This window comes from Sphingomonas sp. IC081 (assembly GCF_006874585.1).
GTDB lineage: Bacteria > Pseudomonadota > Alphaproteobacteria > Sphingomonadales > Sphingomonadaceae > Novosphingobium.
On the sequence record NZ_CP029761.1, the window covers coordinates 412,303 to 426,962 of the forward strand.

At 66.1% G+C, this 14,660-nt stretch carries 20 protein-coding genes; 11 read left to right on the forward strand and 9 right to left on the reverse strand.

The genetic code is table 11. From position 1 onward, the window contains the following. Nucleotides 1-8: 8 nt before the first annotated feature. Together DM450_RS02045 and DM450_RS02050 are read right to left on the reverse strand one after the other, a co-directional pair. Entirely contained in the window at nucleotides 9-368 is a 360-nt protein-coding gene (locus DM450_RS02045; protein WP_142632375.1) for a YbaN family protein, read from the reverse strand. After that, nucleotides 365-787 carry a SufE family protein gene (locus DM450_RS02050; protein ID WP_142632376.1) on the reverse strand — a complete coding sequence of 141 codons (423 nt, stop codon included), beginning with the start codon at nucleotides 785-787 and terminating at the stop codon, nucleotides 365-367. Before DM450_RS02050 ends, DM450_RS02045 begins: the two co-directional genes overlap by 4 nt. A gap of 78 nt (nucleotides 788-865) precedes the next feature. Between DM450_RS02050 and DM450_RS02055 the strand changes: the two genes are divergently transcribed. The 3 genes from DM450_RS02055 (at nucleotide 866) to DM450_RS02065 (ending at nucleotide 5,025) form a co-directional block, all read left to right on the forward strand. Beyond that, nucleotides 866-2,920: an NAD(+) synthase gene (locus DM450_RS02055; RefSeq protein ID WP_142632377.1), complete on the forward strand. Its 2,055-nt coding sequence runs from the start codon at nucleotides 866-868 to the stop codon at nucleotides 2,918-2,920. Nucleotides 2,921-3,036: 116 nt separating this feature from the next. Next, the gene (locus DM450_RS26450; protein ID WP_312846159.1) at nucleotides 3,037-3,861 is read left to right on the forward strand and encodes a CatB-related O-acetyltransferase; all 825 of its coding nucleotides are present in this window, start codon (nucleotides 3,037-3,039) and stop codon (nucleotides 3,859-3,861) included. A gap of 204 nt (nucleotides 3,862-4,065) precedes the next feature. Continuing rightward, nucleotides 4,066-5,025 (forward strand): phosphatase PAP2 family protein, encoded by a 960-nt coding sequence (locus tag DM450_RS02065; RefSeq protein WP_142637399.1) that lies wholly within the window; start codon nucleotides 4,066-4,068, stop codon nucleotides 5,023-5,025. Between the two features lie 52 nt (nucleotides 5,026-5,077). On the opposite strand, the gene DM450_RS02070 is transcribed toward DM450_RS02065, so the two are convergent. From DM450_RS02070 to DM450_RS02100, 7 genes are all read right to left on the reverse strand, one after another. After that, a complete protein-coding gene (locus tag DM450_RS02070) occupies nucleotides 5,078-5,317 on the reverse strand; it encodes a hypothetical protein (protein ID WP_142632378.1) in 240 nt (79 codons plus the stop codon). Further along, on the reverse strand, nucleotides 5,314-5,664 hold the full coding sequence (locus DM450_RS02075; protein WP_260610081.1) for a hypothetical protein: 351 nt from the start codon (nucleotides 5,662-5,664) through the stop codon (nucleotides 5,314-5,316). The genes DM450_RS02070 and DM450_RS02075 overlap by 4 nt, the downstream gene beginning before the upstream one ends. Before the next feature lie 20 nt (nucleotides 5,665-5,684). Beyond that, the gene (locus DM450_RS02080; protein WP_142632379.1) at nucleotides 5,685-5,975 is read right to left on the reverse strand and encodes a hypothetical protein; all 291 of its coding nucleotides are present in this window, start codon (nucleotides 5,973-5,975) and stop codon (nucleotides 5,685-5,687) included. Further along, complete coding sequence (locus DM450_RS02085) at nucleotides 5,972-6,271, reverse strand: hypothetical protein (protein WP_142632380.1); 300 nt, start codon at nucleotides 6,269-6,271, stop codon at nucleotides 5,972-5,974. Before DM450_RS02085 ends, DM450_RS02080 begins: the two co-directional genes overlap by 4 nt. A gap of 33 nt (nucleotides 6,272-6,304) precedes the next feature. Continuing rightward, nucleotides 6,305-6,745 (reverse strand): PspC domain-containing protein, encoded by a 441-nt coding sequence (locus tag DM450_RS02090; RefSeq protein WP_142632381.1) that lies wholly within the window; start codon nucleotides 6,743-6,745, stop codon nucleotides 6,305-6,307. A gap of 131 nt (nucleotides 6,746-6,876) precedes the next feature. After that, nucleotides 6,877-7,788: a phage shock protein PspA gene (pspA, locus tag DM450_RS02095; protein WP_142632382.1), complete on the reverse strand. Its 912-nt coding sequence runs from the start codon at nucleotides 7,786-7,788 to the stop codon at nucleotides 6,877-6,879. Further along, on the reverse strand, nucleotides 7,785-7,973 hold the full coding sequence (locus tag DM450_RS02100) for a hypothetical protein (protein ID WP_142632383.1): 189 nt from the start codon (nucleotides 7,971-7,973) through the stop codon (nucleotides 7,785-7,787). Before DM450_RS02100 ends, pspA begins: the two co-directional genes overlap by 4 nt. Before the next feature lie 161 nt (nucleotides 7,974-8,134). Here DM450_RS02100 and pspF point away from each other — a divergent pair, with 161 nt between their 5' ends. The 8 genes from pspF (at nucleotide 8,135) to DM450_RS02135 (ending at nucleotide 14,652) form a co-directional block, all read left to right on the forward strand. Then, nucleotides 8,135-9,268, forward strand: coding sequence for a phage shock protein operon transcriptional activator (gene pspF / locus DM450_RS02105; protein ID WP_142632384.1), 1,134 nt, complete (start codon nucleotides 8,135-8,137; stop codon nucleotides 9,266-9,268). Nucleotides 9,269-9,446: 178 nt separating this feature from the next. Further along, a complete protein-coding gene (locus DM450_RS02110; RefSeq protein WP_260610084.1) occupies nucleotides 9,447-9,962 on the forward strand; it encodes a helix-turn-helix domain-containing protein in 516 nt (171 codons plus the stop codon). An 87-nt stretch (nucleotides 9,963-10,049) separates the two neighbouring features. After that, nucleotides 10,050-10,388, forward strand: a complete 339-nt coding sequence (locus DM450_RS02115) for a hypothetical protein (protein ID WP_242526235.1) — start codon at nucleotides 10,050-10,052, stop codon at nucleotides 10,386-10,388. A 20-nt stretch (nucleotides 10,389-10,408) separates the two neighbouring features. Continuing rightward, complete coding sequence (locus DM450_RS25680) at nucleotides 10,409-10,912, forward strand: hypothetical protein (RefSeq protein ID WP_185928794.1); 504 nt, start codon at nucleotides 10,409-10,411, stop codon at nucleotides 10,910-10,912. A 32-nt stretch (nucleotides 10,913-10,944) separates the two neighbouring features. Beyond that, on the forward strand, nucleotides 10,945-11,256 hold the full coding sequence (locus DM450_RS02120; RefSeq protein ID WP_260610085.1) for a JAB domain-containing protein: 312 nt from the start codon (nucleotides 10,945-10,947) through the stop codon (nucleotides 11,254-11,256). A 503-nt stretch (nucleotides 11,257-11,759) separates the two neighbouring features. Continuing rightward, nucleotides 11,760-12,320 carry a ribosome maturation protein RimP gene (gene rimP / locus DM450_RS02125; RefSeq protein ID WP_142632385.1) on the forward strand — a complete coding sequence of 187 codons (561 nt, stop codon included), beginning with the start codon at nucleotides 11,760-11,762 and terminating at the stop codon, nucleotides 12,318-12,320. A 3-nt stretch (nucleotides 12,321-12,323) separates the two neighbouring features. Further along, nucleotides 12,324-13,943 carry a transcription termination factor NusA gene (nusA, locus tag DM450_RS02130; RefSeq protein ID WP_142632386.1) on the forward strand — a complete coding sequence of 540 codons (1,620 nt, stop codon included), beginning with the start codon at nucleotides 12,324-12,326 and terminating at the stop codon, nucleotides 13,941-13,943. Then, nucleotides 13,924-14,652 carry a DUF448 domain-containing protein gene (locus DM450_RS02135; protein WP_142632387.1) on the forward strand — a complete coding sequence of 243 codons (729 nt, stop codon included), beginning with the start codon at nucleotides 13,924-13,926 and terminating at the stop codon, nucleotides 14,650-14,652. The genes nusA and DM450_RS02135 overlap by 20 nt, the downstream gene beginning before the upstream one ends. Nucleotides 14,653-14,660 lie beyond the last annotated feature (8 nt).

The window sequence follows — 14,660 nt, forward strand, 5'->3', positions numbered from 1 at the left end:
GCAATCCGCTACTCCGCCCGCGTCCAGATCCATGGGCCGATCACGGCCAGCACGCCCGCCGGAATCAGTACCCATGGCCAGCCCAGAGTGAACCATGTGAACGGGACCGAGGCGCTCATGGCCAGCAGCGCCGAGACCTTGCCCTTGCGGCTGATGGCGCGCCGGTCGCGCCATGCGCGCAAGTGATGGCCGTGGGTGGGATGATTGTAGAGCCGTTCCGCCCATTCCGGGTGGCTCTTGCCGAAGCACCAGGCGGCCAGCAGGTAGAACACTACCGTCGGCATGACCGGCAGGAAGATGCCGATCGTGCCCAGCGCCACGAAGAACAGCCCCGCCGCCATCCATGCGTGGCGGCTGACGTGCCTCATGCGGTGCCTGCACCTTGCGCATAGCGCGCCGCCGTCTCGCGGATCAGCGCGATCATGTTGGGCACGCCCTGGGTGCGGTTGGAGGAGAGCTGGTTCCTGAGGTCGAACGGTTCGAGCGCGGCGGCGATGTCGGTCGCGGCCACTTCGGCGGCGGGACGGTCCTGCACGGCGGAGATCACCAGCGAGACGATGCCCTTGGTGATCGCGGCGTTGCTGTCCGCCAGGAAGTGCAGCGTGCCGTCGTCCTGCGCCATCGGATAGACCCAGACGCTGGCCGAGCAGCCGCGCACTTTGGTCGCGTCGGTCTTCAGGGCGTCGGGCATGGGATCGAGTTCGGAACCGAGGCCGATCAGGAGGCGATAGCGTTCATCGCCTTCGGAAAACTCGTATTCTTCGCGGATGTCGTCGAGGCTGCGCATGACCTGCCATTTAAGCGCGGCGCGGGGGAGGGCAAGGGGAAGTTGCCTCTGGCTTCCGTTCCTGTCAGGGAATTGCCCATGAGTGCACATCCCTTTTTCTCCATGCACGAACACGGCTTCGTGCGCGTCGCCACTTCCACGCCCAAGGTCCGCACCGCCGATGTCGCCTTCAACCGCGACGCCGTGCTGGCAGAGGCGCAGCGCGCGCATGAGGCGCATGTGGACCTCTTGGTCTTCCCCGAACTGTGCCTCTCGTCCTACGCGATCGACGACCTGCACTTGCAGGCGGCGATGATCGAGGCGGTGGAAGCGGCCGTGGCGGAAATCGTCCACGCCAGCGCCGATCTCTCGCCCGTGCTGCTGGTCGGCGCGGCGCTGCCGCACAAGGGGAGGCTCTACAACTGCGCGCTCGCCATCGCGCATGGGCGGCTGCTGGGCGTGGTGCCCAAGTCCTACCTGCCCAACTACCGCGAGTTCTACGAGAAGCGCTGGTTTGCCAGCGGCAAGACGCTGAAGGGCCGGACCATCCGCGTGAACGGGCAGGAGGTGCCCTTCGGCGTCGATCTGGTCTTCGCCTCCGACGTGCTGCCCAACTTCCGCTTCTTCATCGAGATCTGCGAGGATATCTGGGCGGCCACCCCGCCCAGCTCGCACGGCGCGCTCGCCGGGGCGACGATCCTGTGCAACCTCTCGGCCTCCAACATCGTCATCGGCAAGTCGGACGAACGACACTTGCTCTGCCGCTCGCAGTCCGCCCGCGCCACGGCGGCCTACATCTATTCCGCCGCCGGACACGGCGAGAGCACGACCGACCTTGCCTGGGACGGGCAGGGCATCGTCTACGAACTGGGCGACCTGCTGGCGGAGAGCGAGCGCTTCTCGCTGGAGGCGGAACTGTGCATCGCCGACGTCGATGTGGACCGCATCGTCATGGACCGGATGCGCGTGCCCACGTTCAACGACGCGGCCGAAGTGGCGGGCAATCCCGACGAGACGTTCCGCACCGTGCGCTTCCGCCATGCCCCGGCGGGCGGCGACATCGGGTTGATCCGTCCGGTCTCGCGCTTCCCCTTCGTGCCCTCGCGCGCCGACAAGCTCGATGCCGACTGCTACGAGGCGTTCAACATCCAGGTGGACGGCCTGATGCGCCGGATCGAGGCCACGGGCGCGAAGTCGATGGTGATCGGCATCTCGGGCGGGCTCGATTCGACCCACGCGCTGATCGTCGCCGCCCGCGCCTGCGACCGGCTGGGCCTGCCGCGCAGCTTCATTCGCGGCTACACGATGCCCGGTTTCGCCACCAGCGACGGCACCAAGTCCAACGCCTGGACGCTGATGAACGCTGTCGGCATCACCGCCGAGGAGATCGACATCCGCCCTGCGGCGACGACGATGCTGCAGGACATCGGCCATGCCTTCTCGAACGGAGAGCCCGTCTATGACGTGACCTTCGAGAACGTGCAGGCGGGCCTGCGCACCGATTACCTGTTCCGCCTGGCCAACCAGCACGACGGCTTCGTGATCGGCACCGGCGACTTGTCCGAGCTGGCGCTTGGCTGGTGCACATACGGCGTCGGCGACCAGATGAGCCACTACACGGTCAATGCGGGCGTGCCCAAGACGCTGATCCAGTACCTGATCCGCTGGTGCGCGACGACCGGCCAGTTCGGCGCGGAAACCGAAGAAGTGCTGCTCGCCATCCTCGGCACCGAGATCTCGCCCGAACTCGTGCCGGCTGGCGCCGACGGCGCGATCCAGAGCACCGAGGCGAAGATCGGGCCTTACGAACTCAACGACTTCTTCCTCCACCACGTTATGCGCTTCGGGCAGAAGCCGTCGAAAGTGGCGTTCCTGGCGCTCCATGCCTGGCACGATACCGCCTTGGGTACCTGGCCGGCGGGTTTCCCGGAAGATCGCAAGAACGAGTATGACCTCGCCGCGATCCGTTCCTGGCTGGAGAAGTTCCTTCGGCGCTTCTTCGCCTTCAGCCAGTTCAAGCGCTCGGCGGTGCCCAACGGGCCGAAGGTGTCCTCCGGCGGCGCGCTGAGCCCGCGCGGTGACTGGCGCGCACCCTCCGACGCCAGCGCGGCGGTGTGGCTGGCCGAACTGGAAACGCGGGTGCCGCTGCGCTGAACAACCGATGGCCGCGTTTTCGTTTAACAGAATGTAAGGCGCGGCCATTCGTGCCGCTCGGCGCAAGCGGCTGAATAATGCTTATAATAGGGCCTCAACATTATTTGAGGTCTAAGATGATTGCCGCTCTTTCCGATGACCAGATTGCATCGCTCAACGGCATGGATATCGAGATTCGCGGCGACACCCAGTTCCTGTTTTCCCATCATGACACCAGCGAGACGATCATCGAAAGCCCGGCGCGGCTCGATTACGGCGTCTTCAAGTTCGGTTTTATGGGTGCGTTCAGCTATATCGGCATCAACGGGTCAAGCACCTTCATGATGCACATCGAATCCATCGGCCGGTTCTGTTCGATTGCTGCCAACGTGATTTGCGGTCAGTCGGAACATCCTACCGATTTCGTGTCCGCCAGCCCGATCTTCGTCGGTTTCCCGATGAAGGGACGCGCGATCGAGACCTTCAAGGCCAATAACCGGCACGGCATGGCGATTGCCGGACGCAAGCTGGCAACGGCGCTGGGCGAACGGGCGAACAAGGTCCGTATCGGCAACGATGTGTGGATTGGTGAAGGCGCCTTCATTCGGTGTGGGGTGACGATCGGTGACGGCGCGATCGTTGCGGCGCGTGCGGTGGTGACGAAGGACGTCCCGCCCTACGCGGTTGTCGGCGGCTCGCCCGCGCGGATCATCCGCTATCGCTTCGAGCCGGAAGTCATTGCCGAACTGCTGCGCCTGCAATGGTGGAACTATGGGCTGACGGCGCTGGAAGGGGCGGATTTCACCGACATCGCCAATGTCATCGCGGTGGCCGACCGCCGCATTGCTTCGGGAGAGGCGCGTCTCCACAACGGGACGCTGGCGGTGATCGGTCAGGACCGGAATCTCTCGTTCTGCCGTTACGATGCGGGTGTGCAGGGGCTGGTTCCCGTCGCCGTGTGAACCGGGTCGGGCATCGGGTTTGGTGAACGCACGCGGACTATGGCTATCCAGTTCACCTTCGCTTAAGCGTCGCGGGCGGATCGCCGGGAGCCCGGCAGCACGCCCTCATACCCTCCTGGATTCGATTCGATGATCCCGACGCCGCCGTCCTGGCGCCTGCAAGATAGTCCCGTGGCCGCTGCGCACGATGCACAGGCAGCCGCAATGGCCACTGCCCTGGCGGCATTGCGCAAGAGCGGGCCGCGTCTGCGGCGGCATTTGCTGGTCGCGTTGCTGGTCAGTCTCTGCGTGCTGTCGCTGCTGATGCGCCGCGCGGCATTGCACATCGATCCGTGGCGCGGTGACAACCTGCCGTTCTACGCGGCGGGCCTGGCCCTCATGGCGCTGCGGTTCGGCTTGCCGCGCAGCGACTGGCGCCACGCCGTGCCGGTCGCGCGCTTCAGCGAGTATGCGGCGCTTTTCGCGCTGATCTCGCTGATGGGGGCGACGGCAAGCTATCCGGTGGCGGCGCTCACGCATGGCTATGCCGATGCGGCCTTGCAGCGCATCGACCTGGCGCTCGGGTTCGACTGGCTGGAGTGCTACCGGCGCGTCGCCGCGCATCCCGTGCTGCAACTGCTGGGCACTGCCGCCTATCGCAGCATCTATTTCACCCCGGCAGTGCTGCTGGCCCATGCGGCCTGGACCGGACGGCAGGGCCGGGCCTACGAGTTTCTCGCCGCCTTCTGGCTGGCGGCGGTGATCACGCTGGGCGTGTTCAGCCTGATGCCGGCGGTCGGCCCGTTCTCCTACCTGTGGCACGGGGCGATCCCCTATATGCCCGAGAGCGAACTGTGGCAGCAGGGGCTGATCCCGGGCTTGCGGGCGCACAGCGTGACGCAGGTCGACATCGCCCACTTGCGCGGGATCGTCTCGGCGCCGAGTTTCCACACTGCGGCGGCGGTGCTCTATATCGCGGCGGGCTGGCGGATCGCCGGGCTGCGCTGGCCGATCGTCACCCTCAACGCGGGCATGCTGCTGTCGACCCCGGTGGAGGGCACGCATTACCTGATCGACATGATCATCGGCGCGGCGGTGGCGGGGGTCTCGCTCTCGCTGGTTACCGCCTACCGGGCCATGCTGCGGCGGAGCGGCGCGCGAGAAGCGGGGCTTCTCGCGGCCTGAGAGGCGTTTGGGAATGCGCTTGCGGGCGGACTTTCCTCAATCCCGGAGCGCCTCAATCCCGGAGCGCCTCGATCTGCCGGGCGAGGTCGGAGCCGCGCTTGTCATCGGTGGCGATGCGTTCGAGCACGGCGATGCGCTTGCGCAGGTTTTCGACTTCGGCTTCGAGTTCGTGTTCGCGCTGGCCATGGTCTTCGCCGCCGAAGCCCGGCTTCTCGCCGCGCAGCTTCTGGGCCCGCAGCCAGACGCCGCTGGCGATGGCGAACATGACGACAACGGCAGTCCAGAAGCTCATTGCTTGGTAACCTCTTGACGGGCCTCAAGTCGGGCTTCCCGCAGGCCTTCGATCTGGAGGGCTACATCATAACCCTGGTCGGTGACAATCCGCTCGACGCTGGCGAGGCGGTCCTTGATCGAACCCACTTCGGCGCGCAGCTGGGCATTCTCCTGGGTGAGCAGTTGCACGCGGGCCTGGGCCTCGTTGTTGTCCTTGGGATAGAGTGCCTTGCCCCAGGAATTTTCCAGCGGATAGCCATTGCGCATGCGCAGCCAGTTGTTGACCACCCAGCCCAGCGTCGCCACCGCGGTCGCCGAGATGATGACGGGCGCGAGCGCTTCGATCACGACAAAATCGAGTGCCATGTTTGAAAATTTCCCTGTGGTCAGTTCGCGCGCGGTTCGCGGTCGCGCAGCGTTTCGATCTGGCGCGCGGTGTCCCAGGCGCCGTCGGTGACGATGGTTTCGAGGGCGCGCAGGCGGCTCTCGATTTCGGCATTGTGGGTGGCGTATTGCGCGGCCTTTTCGGCAGCGTTCCGGGCGGTGATGCCGGCGGTCAGTTCCAGCTTGCGCTCCAGGAAGGCGAGGCGGCGCTTGTAGACCCCGGCAAGGATCGCGGCGATGGCGATCATCGCGCCCATGACGGCGGCCAGGCCCATGAAGTCCCCGAAGCTCACTGGCGGGTTTCCTTTTCCGTCGTGCCGGTATCCGCGGCGCGCTGATCGCCCATCCGTGTGTCGCGAAGGGCCTCGATCTGGAGCGCGGTGTTGTAGCCGCCATCGGTGACGATGCGTTCGAGCACGCGCACGCGCTCTTCCAGTTCGCGGGCGTTCGAGGCGTATTGCGCGGCCTTTTCGGCGGTCGCCTCGACCTGCAGTTCCGCCATCTTGCGCTGGTGGCGGGTCCAGATCGCGAAACCGCCGATGATGAACGGCGCCAGCGGAATGAGCAGCGCGATCGTGTGGTTGTCCATGGTCCTGTATCTCTCTTGCCGTCGGGGGGCGGATCAGCGCAGGCTGTCGATTTCGGCGGCGAGGCGCGAGGTGCTGCTGGTCTTGTAGTGTTCCTCCATCTCGGCGACGCGGCGGTCGATGTCCGAGATGTCCGAGCGCAGGCGGCCAGAGCGGGCGCTTTCGCGGGTCATGGCGAAACCGCCAAGGCCGAGGCCCCGATCAAGGCCGCGGCTGCGGCGCACCCGGCGCTGTTCCATGCGGCGCAGCAGGCGGTCCTCCTCCTCTTCGGAATAGAGGTACATCGGCTTGTCGTCCGCCAGCCAGGCGATCATGATGTAGGCAAAGACGGTGAAGCCCGCGAGGCCGAAACACGTCAGCAGGACTGCCGCAAGGCGCACCCACAAGGCGTCGATCCCGGTATAGTCGGCGATCCCCGCGCAGACGCCCTTGATCTTGCCGTTCGACTTGTCGAGATAGAATTGTCCGCGTGACACTGCTGGTTTCCTTCCCCTGAAACGCTGGGAGGCAAAGGGCCTCGGCTCCCGGTTACTGGCCCGGTCACACCCCTGCTTGAGGGGGCCGGGCGGCGCGCGCATGCCGGGAGGCCAGGCGCGCGCCGGCAGGATCAGAACGGATCGCCGTCCGGCTTGGCAGGAGCGCTGGCGGCAGGCGTGCCCATCGCGCGCTTCATCTCGGCCAGTTCGGCGTCGATCGTGTCGCCATCGGCGAGTGCGGCGATCTCTTCGGCGAGCGTCGGCTGGCGCTTGTCGGCCAGGCTCATCGCCTCGGCACGGCCTTCCGCATAGTCGACACGGCGTTCGAGCTGTTCGAAACGCACCAGCGCCTCGTCCACGCGCTCGCTCGACAGCAAGGTGCGCAGTTTGACGCGATTCTCGGCGCTCTGCAAGCGCGCGGCGATCGAGGACTGGCGGCTGCGGGCTTCGCGCAGGCGGCTCTGCAGCTTCTCGATGTCGGCCTCGTAGGCGCGCAGGGCATCGTCGAGCACGAGGATCTCGGCATTGAGCTGCTCGGCCATGTCGGCGGCCTTCTTGCGTTCGAGCAGGGCGGCGCGGGCAAGATCCTCGCGGTCCTTGCTGAGCGCGAGCTGGGCCTTGTCGCCCCAGTCGGCCTGGAGCCGGTCGAGCTTGCCGACGTGGCGGCGCAGTTCCTTCTGGTCGGCGATGGTCCGCGCGCTGCTGGTGCGCACCTCGACCAGCGTCTCTTCCATCTCGAGGATGATCAGGCGGATCATCTTGGCCGGGTCTTCGGCCTTGTCGAGCATGTCGTTGAAGTTGGCGGCGATGATGTCGCGGGTGCGGGAGAAGATACCCATCGTGGTTGTTCCTTTGGTGCCGAAGCCCGAATTATGGATGCCCGAAGCCTTGAAGTCCGTGGTTCCGTGGTTGCCGCGTGTCCGCGTCCGGCTCTCGAAACCGAGCTGGCTCGGATCGAAAGGGCGGGCGCGGCCGTCCCGGGCGCTGCCGGCGGCTTGCCCCGAAGTCTGGAGAATTTCGATCTCCGCGTCGAGCCTGCTCATTGCAGGTGGCTCCCCATGCACACGGGGGCCGCCGCATGGGCCTTGGTGGCGAACTGGTCGCTCATGGCCACGAGGTTGAGCGAACCCATCGCCAAGATGCTGATGAGGATCGCCCAGTCGAGCTTGCTGCGCGCCGGGGCGCGGGCGGCGTCACGGCTGGCTGCGGGAGCTTCATGGAACGGCATGGCATCGGTCCTTCGATTGGGATCAGGTGAGATTGTCCCATGCTTCGCAAGGGGTGTGCCAAATTGCGGAAATGGCGGAATTACGTGATTTCAGTGTCTTGTCTTGGCGAGGGCGGAAATATGAATTGCCAATGAATGGGAAATTTCGCTAACATTTGGGAATGGAGCGCGAAGTCCAGTTCATTGGCCAGTCCTCTGCCTTCCTCGACGCGGTCGAGCGGGCGAGCCGTGCCGCGGCCGTGCGCCGTCCGGTGCTGGTGATCGGCGAGCGGGGGACCGGCAAGGAACTGATCGCCCAGCGCCTCCACCACCTCTCGCCGCGCTGGGGGGAGCCGCTGGTCACGCTCAACTGCGCGGCGCTGCCCGAGGCGCTGATCGAGGCGGAACTGTTCGGGCACGAGGCGGGGGCCTTCACCGGCGCGGTGCGGGCGCGGGCAGGGCGCTTCGAGGAGGCCGATCGCGGCACCCTGTTCCTCGACGAACTCGGCACCCTGTCGATGGCGGCGCAGGAGCGGCTGCTGCGCGCCATCGAATATGGCGAGGTCGCGCGGATCGGCGCCTCGCGGCCGGTGCAGGTCGATGTGCGCATCGTCGGCGCCACCAATGCCGACCTGCCGCGCATGGTGGAGGAAGGCACCTTCCGCGCCGACCTGCTCGACCGGCTCAGCTTCGAGGTCATCAACCTGCCGCCGCTGCGTGCGCGCGAGGGGGACGTGTTCGAACTGGCCGACTACTATGGCCGCCGCATGGCCAGCGAACTGGAGTGGGATCGCTGGCCGGGCTTCGCGGCCGAGGCGATGGCGGCGCTGGAGGCGCATCGCTGGCCCGGCAACGTGCGTGAACTGCGCAATGTGGTGGAGCGGGCGGTCTACCGCTGGGGGCTGGAAGAGGAGCCGATCGCGCGAATCGTCTTCGACCCGTTCGATTACCCCTGGCGGGCCGAGCCGGTGCCGGTGCCAGTGTCAGTGCAGGGGCCAGTTCCGGTTCCAGTGCGCGTATCGCCGCTCGCCGATGTGTCTGTTTCGCCTGCGGCGGCATCTGCGCCGGTTTCGGCAGGTCCGCCCCGTGCCGGGCGCGACTTGCGCGGGGCGGTCGAGGCTTACGAGCGGGCGCTGCTGGTCGAGGCGCTGGAGGGGCATCGCTGGAACCAGCGGCGGGCGGCGGCGGCGCTGGGATTGAGTTACGACCAGTTGCGCCATGCGATCAAGCGGCATCGCCTTTCCGCCGATACGATTGTGGCGCCGTCTTCGGCCGCCGGACGGCGGGATTCGCTTTCGGACCCCGAATCGGTTTAAGGGGCCCGGTGAACCCGTATGGGGTTTTTCAGGGTGGACTTGGGAAAGCCGGGCATCCGGCGACTGATTTCCTGAAGATATTTTCTTTAAGGGACTGCCCGTATAGGGTGGTGTTCTGGTATAGTACCCCGGCAGGCATGGACCCTGGGATGCACCGATTGAGGGCAGTGTGGACGACGTGACCGACATTGCGGAAGGCAAGGCCATGCTGGGCAGCCTCACCGACAAGCAGGTCGAGGTGCTGGACCTGCTGGTCATGCACCGCACCACCAAGGAAATCGCCCGTGAACTGGCGATCGCGCCCAACACCGTGGATCAGCGGATCGGCGCCGTGCGCGACAAGTGGGGGACGGTCAACCGCAAGGATACCGCGCGCCTCTATGCCCAGCTGGTCGAGCTATGTGGCAAACCCCTATGTGATTTTTCCCGTGTCGACGCCGGCCCCGCGCTGCCGGATGAAGCGGATCAGGACTTGCCGGTCGATCCGGTCTTCGTTCTCTCCGATGCCCGCCCGATGGAGCGGCATCCGGACTGGTACGGAGCCCCGACGATCGAGCTGGCGGGTCTGGAGGCTTTCGATGCGAAGTTCGGCCGTGCCGGGCGCATCGTCGCGGTAATCGTGCTGGCCCTGATGATGGCGGTGACGCTGGCGGCAACGCTGTCGATCGCCGATGTCCTGGGGCGGCTGATCTAGCGGCGTCTGCCCTTACCCTCGTGCCTGGCCGCCGCCGATGCCTCCGTCACGGGAACCGGCGCCACGGCGCAGATAGGGGTTAGAGGCATGACACCGGAAATCGCAGGCATGCGCATCGCACGCACCATTCGCTCGGTCGAGAACGACATGGACGAACTGCTCGCCAAGTCGAGCGAGCTTTTTGCCGAGATCGCCCGGGCGCGTATCGTCACCGAGGAGGCGGCCCGGCTTGGCCAGCAGCCGATGGCGCGCGTTGCCCGGCTGCAGCAGAGCCTGATGGATGCCCGTCTCGAACTGGTGCGGGCGCACCGCGACCTCTCGAAGATCGCGGAAACCATGGACATTCCGATCCGCTGCCCCGATGAAGCGCGTCTCGCGGAGATGACTGCGGAAGAGATCGGCGCGGTGGTGGCAACCGCCGCCTGATCGATGGCGAAGGGGCTGGTGTGATCAATTCGGAACAATTGGTTTTTTTCCTGCTCCTGGTCGTTTCGCTGGCATTGGCGCTGTGGAAGGGTGGGGCTCCCGAACGCTGGGGCGCCGTGGTCATCCTTGCGATGGTCGGGTTCGAGGCTACCGCCGAGATCTTCCTTCCCAGCGGCTTCCGGACCGTGGACCCCCTGTCGCTCCTGACGGACCTGGTGGGGACCATCGGTTTCGGCATGCTGGCGCTTCACGCGATGAGGATCTGGCCGTTATGGGCAACTTCGCTGCAATTGCTGAGCCTCAGCGCGCATTTCGCACGGTGGGCGGACATCGGCATCCCGCCGGTGGTCTATGCCGTGATGCGCAGTACGCCGACGGGGCTGGCGCTTGCGGTGCTGCTGGCGGGGACGCTGATGCATATGCGCCGGATGCGGCGGGATGGCAGCGATCGTTCCTGGCAGACCTGGTCCCGGGATACTGCCGGATCCGTCCGCTCTCGAGCCGGTTACTCGAAGCGCTGGTAGTCCGGCTTGGCCGGCTTGGCCGGGAAGTGCTGGTGGAGCTGCCGTTCGACCACGCCGGGCGACTGATCGGCGAGGCGGTGTGCGTCGCCGGCGGCGTCGCCTCGATCGGCAGCAGCTACCGGATGCTGGTCCAGCGGGCGCTGGCCTGTGACGCGGCGGGCATCGTGCTGGCGCACAACCATCCCTCCGGCAGTCATCGGCCGAGCCGGGCCGACGTTGTCGCCACGCGCCAGATCGCCGCGGTATGCCGGGCGGTGGATCTTGATCTGTTCGACCATCTCGTGATCGGCGGGCGCAGCGTTGCCAGCATGCGCCAGGCAGGTCTGTTGGCAGGCGCGGGGTAGCGCCTGCGGGGCGCGGGGCGATCATGCCCGCGCCGGCAAGAAGAATGACGTGGTTCGGCGACACCTCCCTCCGTCGCCGGACGCAGGCCGGGTGGGCCCCACCCCCACACACGATCCCGCCCGGCCTGCATTGTCCTGTGAGGTGCGCTCGCCACCCTGGTGGCGGGTTGGCGGCACCGATCCGTCGCTCTCCTGGCGAGCCCGAACGCGACCCTCGGGTCTTTTTGCCAAGGTGGAGGAACCGGCTGACTTCCCGGCGTGTGTCCTGACGGGAGGTCGCCAAGGCGGCGGGTCGGTGCCGTTTACGGCGGTTCGTGTGCCCTTGTGCCCGCATCGCCGCGGCCGCGACTCTCGCTCTTGCGTTTTTCCGGTAATGCGCTTATCTGCGCCTCATCCCGACATTGGTGAAACAAGGTTCGGGCTGGCGCCGGAAGGGGCCGGCGCGAAACTGCGTTGCCCCGGTGGCCGGTTTCACAGCAACGAATCGATTCGGAGAATACGGCTTGGCCGACATCGCACGCCTTATTGAAGTCATCGAACCGGAGGTTACCGCCCTCGGCTTCGATCTCGTGCGCGTGCGTGTGTTCGGCAAGAGCGAAGTGGGCGACGACGAGATCGCGCTGCAGATCATGGCGGAGAACCCGGCAACGGGCCAGCTGGTGATCGAGGACTGCGTGAAGCTCTCGCACCGCATTTCCGATCGCATGGACGCGCTTGAAGAAGCCGGCGACGTGCTGATCGAGGAAGCCTACCGTCTCGAAGTCAGCTCGCCGGGCATCGACCGTCCGCTGACCCGCCCGAAGGACTATGCCAACTGGGCCGGTCACGAGGTCAAGGTGAACCTGACCGCGCCGGTCGACGGCAACCGCAAGGGACTGACCGGCGAACTCGTCGGCATCGACGGCGACCAGGTCACGGTCGACGACAAGAAGTCCGGCCGCGTCACGTTCGGGCTGGACATCATTCATTCCGCAAGGCTCGTCCTCACCGACAAGCTGATCGCCGCAACCCGCCCGCTGGACGTCAGCGGGGCCGACGAGATCGTCGAGGAACAGGAAGACTAAGCCATGGCCAGTGCGATTTCCGCCAACCGCGCCGAGCTGCTTGCAATCGCGAACTCGGTCGCGTCGGAGAAGATGATCGACAAGTCGATCGTCATCGAGGCGATGGAAGAAGCGATCCAGAAGTCGGCCCGTAACCGTTACGGCGCCGAGAACGACATTCGTGCAAAGCTCGATCCGCGCACCGGCGACCTGCGCCTGTGGCGCGTCGTCGAAGTGGTCGAGCATGTCGAGGACTACTTCAAGCAGGTTGACCTCAAGCAGGCCGAAAAGCTCCAGAAGGGCGCGCAGCTCGGCGACTTCATCGTCGATCCGCTGCCCCCGGTGGACCTCGGCCGCATCGACGCGCAGTCGGCCAAGCAGGTGATCTTCCAGAAGGTCCGCGATGCCGAGCGTGACCGCCAGTACGAGGAATTCAAGGACCGCGTCGGCGAAGTGATCACCGGCGTGATCAAGTCGGTCGAATTCGGCCACGTGATCGTCAACCTCGGCCGCGCCGAGGGCGTGATCCGCCGCGACCAGCAGATCCCCCGCGAAGCCGCCCGCGTCGGCGAGCGTGTCCGCGCGCTGGTCCTGCGTGTCGAGCGCCAGAACCGCGGTCCGCAGATCTTCCTGTCGCGCGCTCACCCGGACTTCATGAAGAAGCTCTTCGCGCAGGAAGTGCCCGAAATCTACGACGGCATCATCGAGATCAAGGCCGCTGCCCGCGATCCGGGCTCGCGCGCCAAGATCGGCGTGATCAGCAACGACCATTCGATCGACCCGGTCGGCGCCTGCGTCGGCATGAAGGGCAGCCGCGTCCAGGCCGTCGTGCAGGAACTGCAGGGCGAAAAGATCGACATCATCCCCTGGAGCGAGGACACCGCGACGTTCGTGGTCAATGGCCTCCAGCCCGCCACGGTCAGCCGCGTCGTCATCGACGAGGAAGAGAGCCGCATCGAAGTCGTCGTGCCCGATGACCAGCTGTCGCTGGCGATCGGCCGCCGCGGCCAGAACGTGCGTCTTGCCTCGCAGCTGACCGGTTCGCAGATCGACATCATGACCGAGGCGGAAGCCTCGGAGAAGCGCCAGAAGGAATTCACCGAGCGCTCGAAGATGTTCGAGGAAGAACTGGACGTCGACGAGACGCTCTCGCAGCTGCTGGTCGCCGAAGGCTTCAGCGAGCTGGAAGAAGTCGCCTACATCGAAGTGGGCGAACTCGCCAACATCGAGGGCTTCGACGAGGAACTGGCCGAGGAACTCCAGAGCCGCGCCCACGAAGCGCTCGAGCGCCGCGAAGAGGCAAGCCGCCAGGAACGCCGTGCACTCGGCGTCGAGGATGGCCTCGCCGAACTGCCGCACCTCACCGAAGCGATGCTGGTCACGCTCGGCAAGGCCGGTATCAAGACGCTCGACGATCTGGCCGACCTCGCCACCGACGAGCTGATCGCCAAGAAGCGCACCGAGCAGCGTCGCCGCGACGGCACGGTGAACAAGCGTGCGCGTGACGAGGACAAGGGCGGCGCGCTTGGCGAGTACGGCCTGACCGAAGAACAGGGCAACGAGATCATCATGGCTGCCCGTGCCCACTGGTTCGAAGACGAACCGGCAACCGAGGAGGCCGCCGATGCGGAATCCTCGCAATGAGCGCGTAAGCTCCGACATCGATGGCACCGGTCCGGAGAGGAAATGCATTCTCTCCGGCGAGACCGGTGCGCGTGAAGACCTGATCCGTCTGGCGATTTCGCCGGACGGTCTGGTCCTCCCCGACGTCCACGCGCGTGCCCCCGGGCGCGGCGCGTGGATCGGCGTTTCACGCGAGACCCTTGAAATTGCCCTTGCGAAGGGCAAACTAAAGGGGGCGATGGCGCGCGCCTATAAGGGTGCACAACTCACCATTCCCGAAGACCTGGCGGACAGGATCGAACAGGCGCTGATTCGCGCGCTGACCGACCGGCTGGGGCTCGAACTGAAGTCGGGCAAGTTGCTCATGGGCTCGGACCGCATTGCGCAGAACGCGCGTGAGGGCCGGGTCACGTGGCTTGCCCATGCCGCCGATGCGAGCGAAGACGGCTCGCGAAAGCTCGACCAGGCCTGGAGAGTCGGGAGCGAGGCGGAAGGAAGCGGTCTCAAGGGCACACGCTTGCCACTGGACCGGGAGACGCTGTCTGTGGCATTGGGCCGCGACAACGTCGTTCACCTGGCGCTCAACGATCGCGGCTCGGCTTCCCGAGTCGCGGCGCAATTGCAGCGCCTACTGCATTTCCAGGGGCAACCCCGCGCCGATGCGGCCGGGGGCGATATGGCTAGTGGCACGGATCCGGCACAGGCTGCCGCATCCGCGACGACGAATTGAGACCGAAG

What these genes read in the sequence shown, in the direction of transcription:
- DM450_RS02055 (WP_142632377.1), top strand. Translation starts at nt 866, where the DNA reads ATGAGTGCACATCCCTTTTTCTCCATGCACGAACACGGCTTCGTGCGC.
- DM450_RS02100 (WP_142632383.1), bottom strand. Translation starts at nt 7,973, where the DNA reads ATGCCGTTCCATGAAGCTCCCGCAGCCAGCCGTGACGCCGCCCGCGCC.
- pspF (WP_142632384.1), top strand. Translation starts at nt 8,135, where the DNA reads ATGGAGCGCGAAGTCCAGTTCATTGGCCAGTCCTCTGCCTTCCTCGAC.
- DM450_RS02075 (WP_260610081.1), bottom strand. Translation starts at nt 5,664, where the DNA reads ATGGCACTCGATTTTGTCGTGATCGAAGCGCTCGCGCCCGTCATCATC.
- DM450_RS02085 (WP_142632380.1), bottom strand. Translation starts at nt 6,271, where the DNA reads ATGGACAACCACACGATCGCGCTGCTCATTCCGCTGGCGCCGTTCATC.
- DM450_RS02050 (WP_142632376.1), bottom strand. Translation starts at nt 787, where the DNA reads ATGCGCAGCCTCGACGACATCCGCGAAGAATACGAGTTTTCCGAAGGC.
- DM450_RS02115 (WP_242526235.1), top strand. Translation starts at nt 10,050, where the DNA reads ATGACACCGGAAATCGCAGGCATGCGCATCGCACGCACCATTCGCTCG.
- DM450_RS02135 (WP_142632387.1), top strand. Translation starts at nt 13,924, where the DNA reads ATGCGGAATCCTCGCAATGAGCGCGTAAGCTCCGACATCGATGGCACC.
- DM450_RS02065 (WP_142637399.1), top strand. Translation starts at nt 4,066, where the DNA reads ATGGCCACTGCCCTGGCGGCATTGCGCAAGAGCGGGCCGCGTCTGCGG.
- DM450_RS02070 (WP_142632378.1), bottom strand. Translation starts at nt 5,317, where the DNA reads ATGAGCTTCTGGACTGCCGTTGTCGTCATGTTCGCCATCGCCAGCGGC.
- nusA (WP_142632386.1), top strand. Translation starts at nt 12,324, where the DNA reads ATGGCCAGTGCGATTTCCGCCAACCGCGCCGAGCTGCTTGCAATCGCG.
- pspA (WP_142632382.1), bottom strand. Translation starts at nt 7,788, where the DNA reads ATGAGCAGGCTCGACGCGGAGATCGAAATTCTCCAGACTTCGGGGCAA.
- DM450_RS02045 (WP_142632375.1), bottom strand. Translation starts at nt 368, where the DNA reads ATGAGGCACGTCAGCCGCCACGCATGGATGGCGGCGGGGCTGTTCTTC.
- DM450_RS26450 (WP_312846159.1), top strand. Translation starts at nt 3,037, where the DNA reads ATGATTGCCGCTCTTTCCGATGACCAGATTGCATCGCTCAACGGCATG.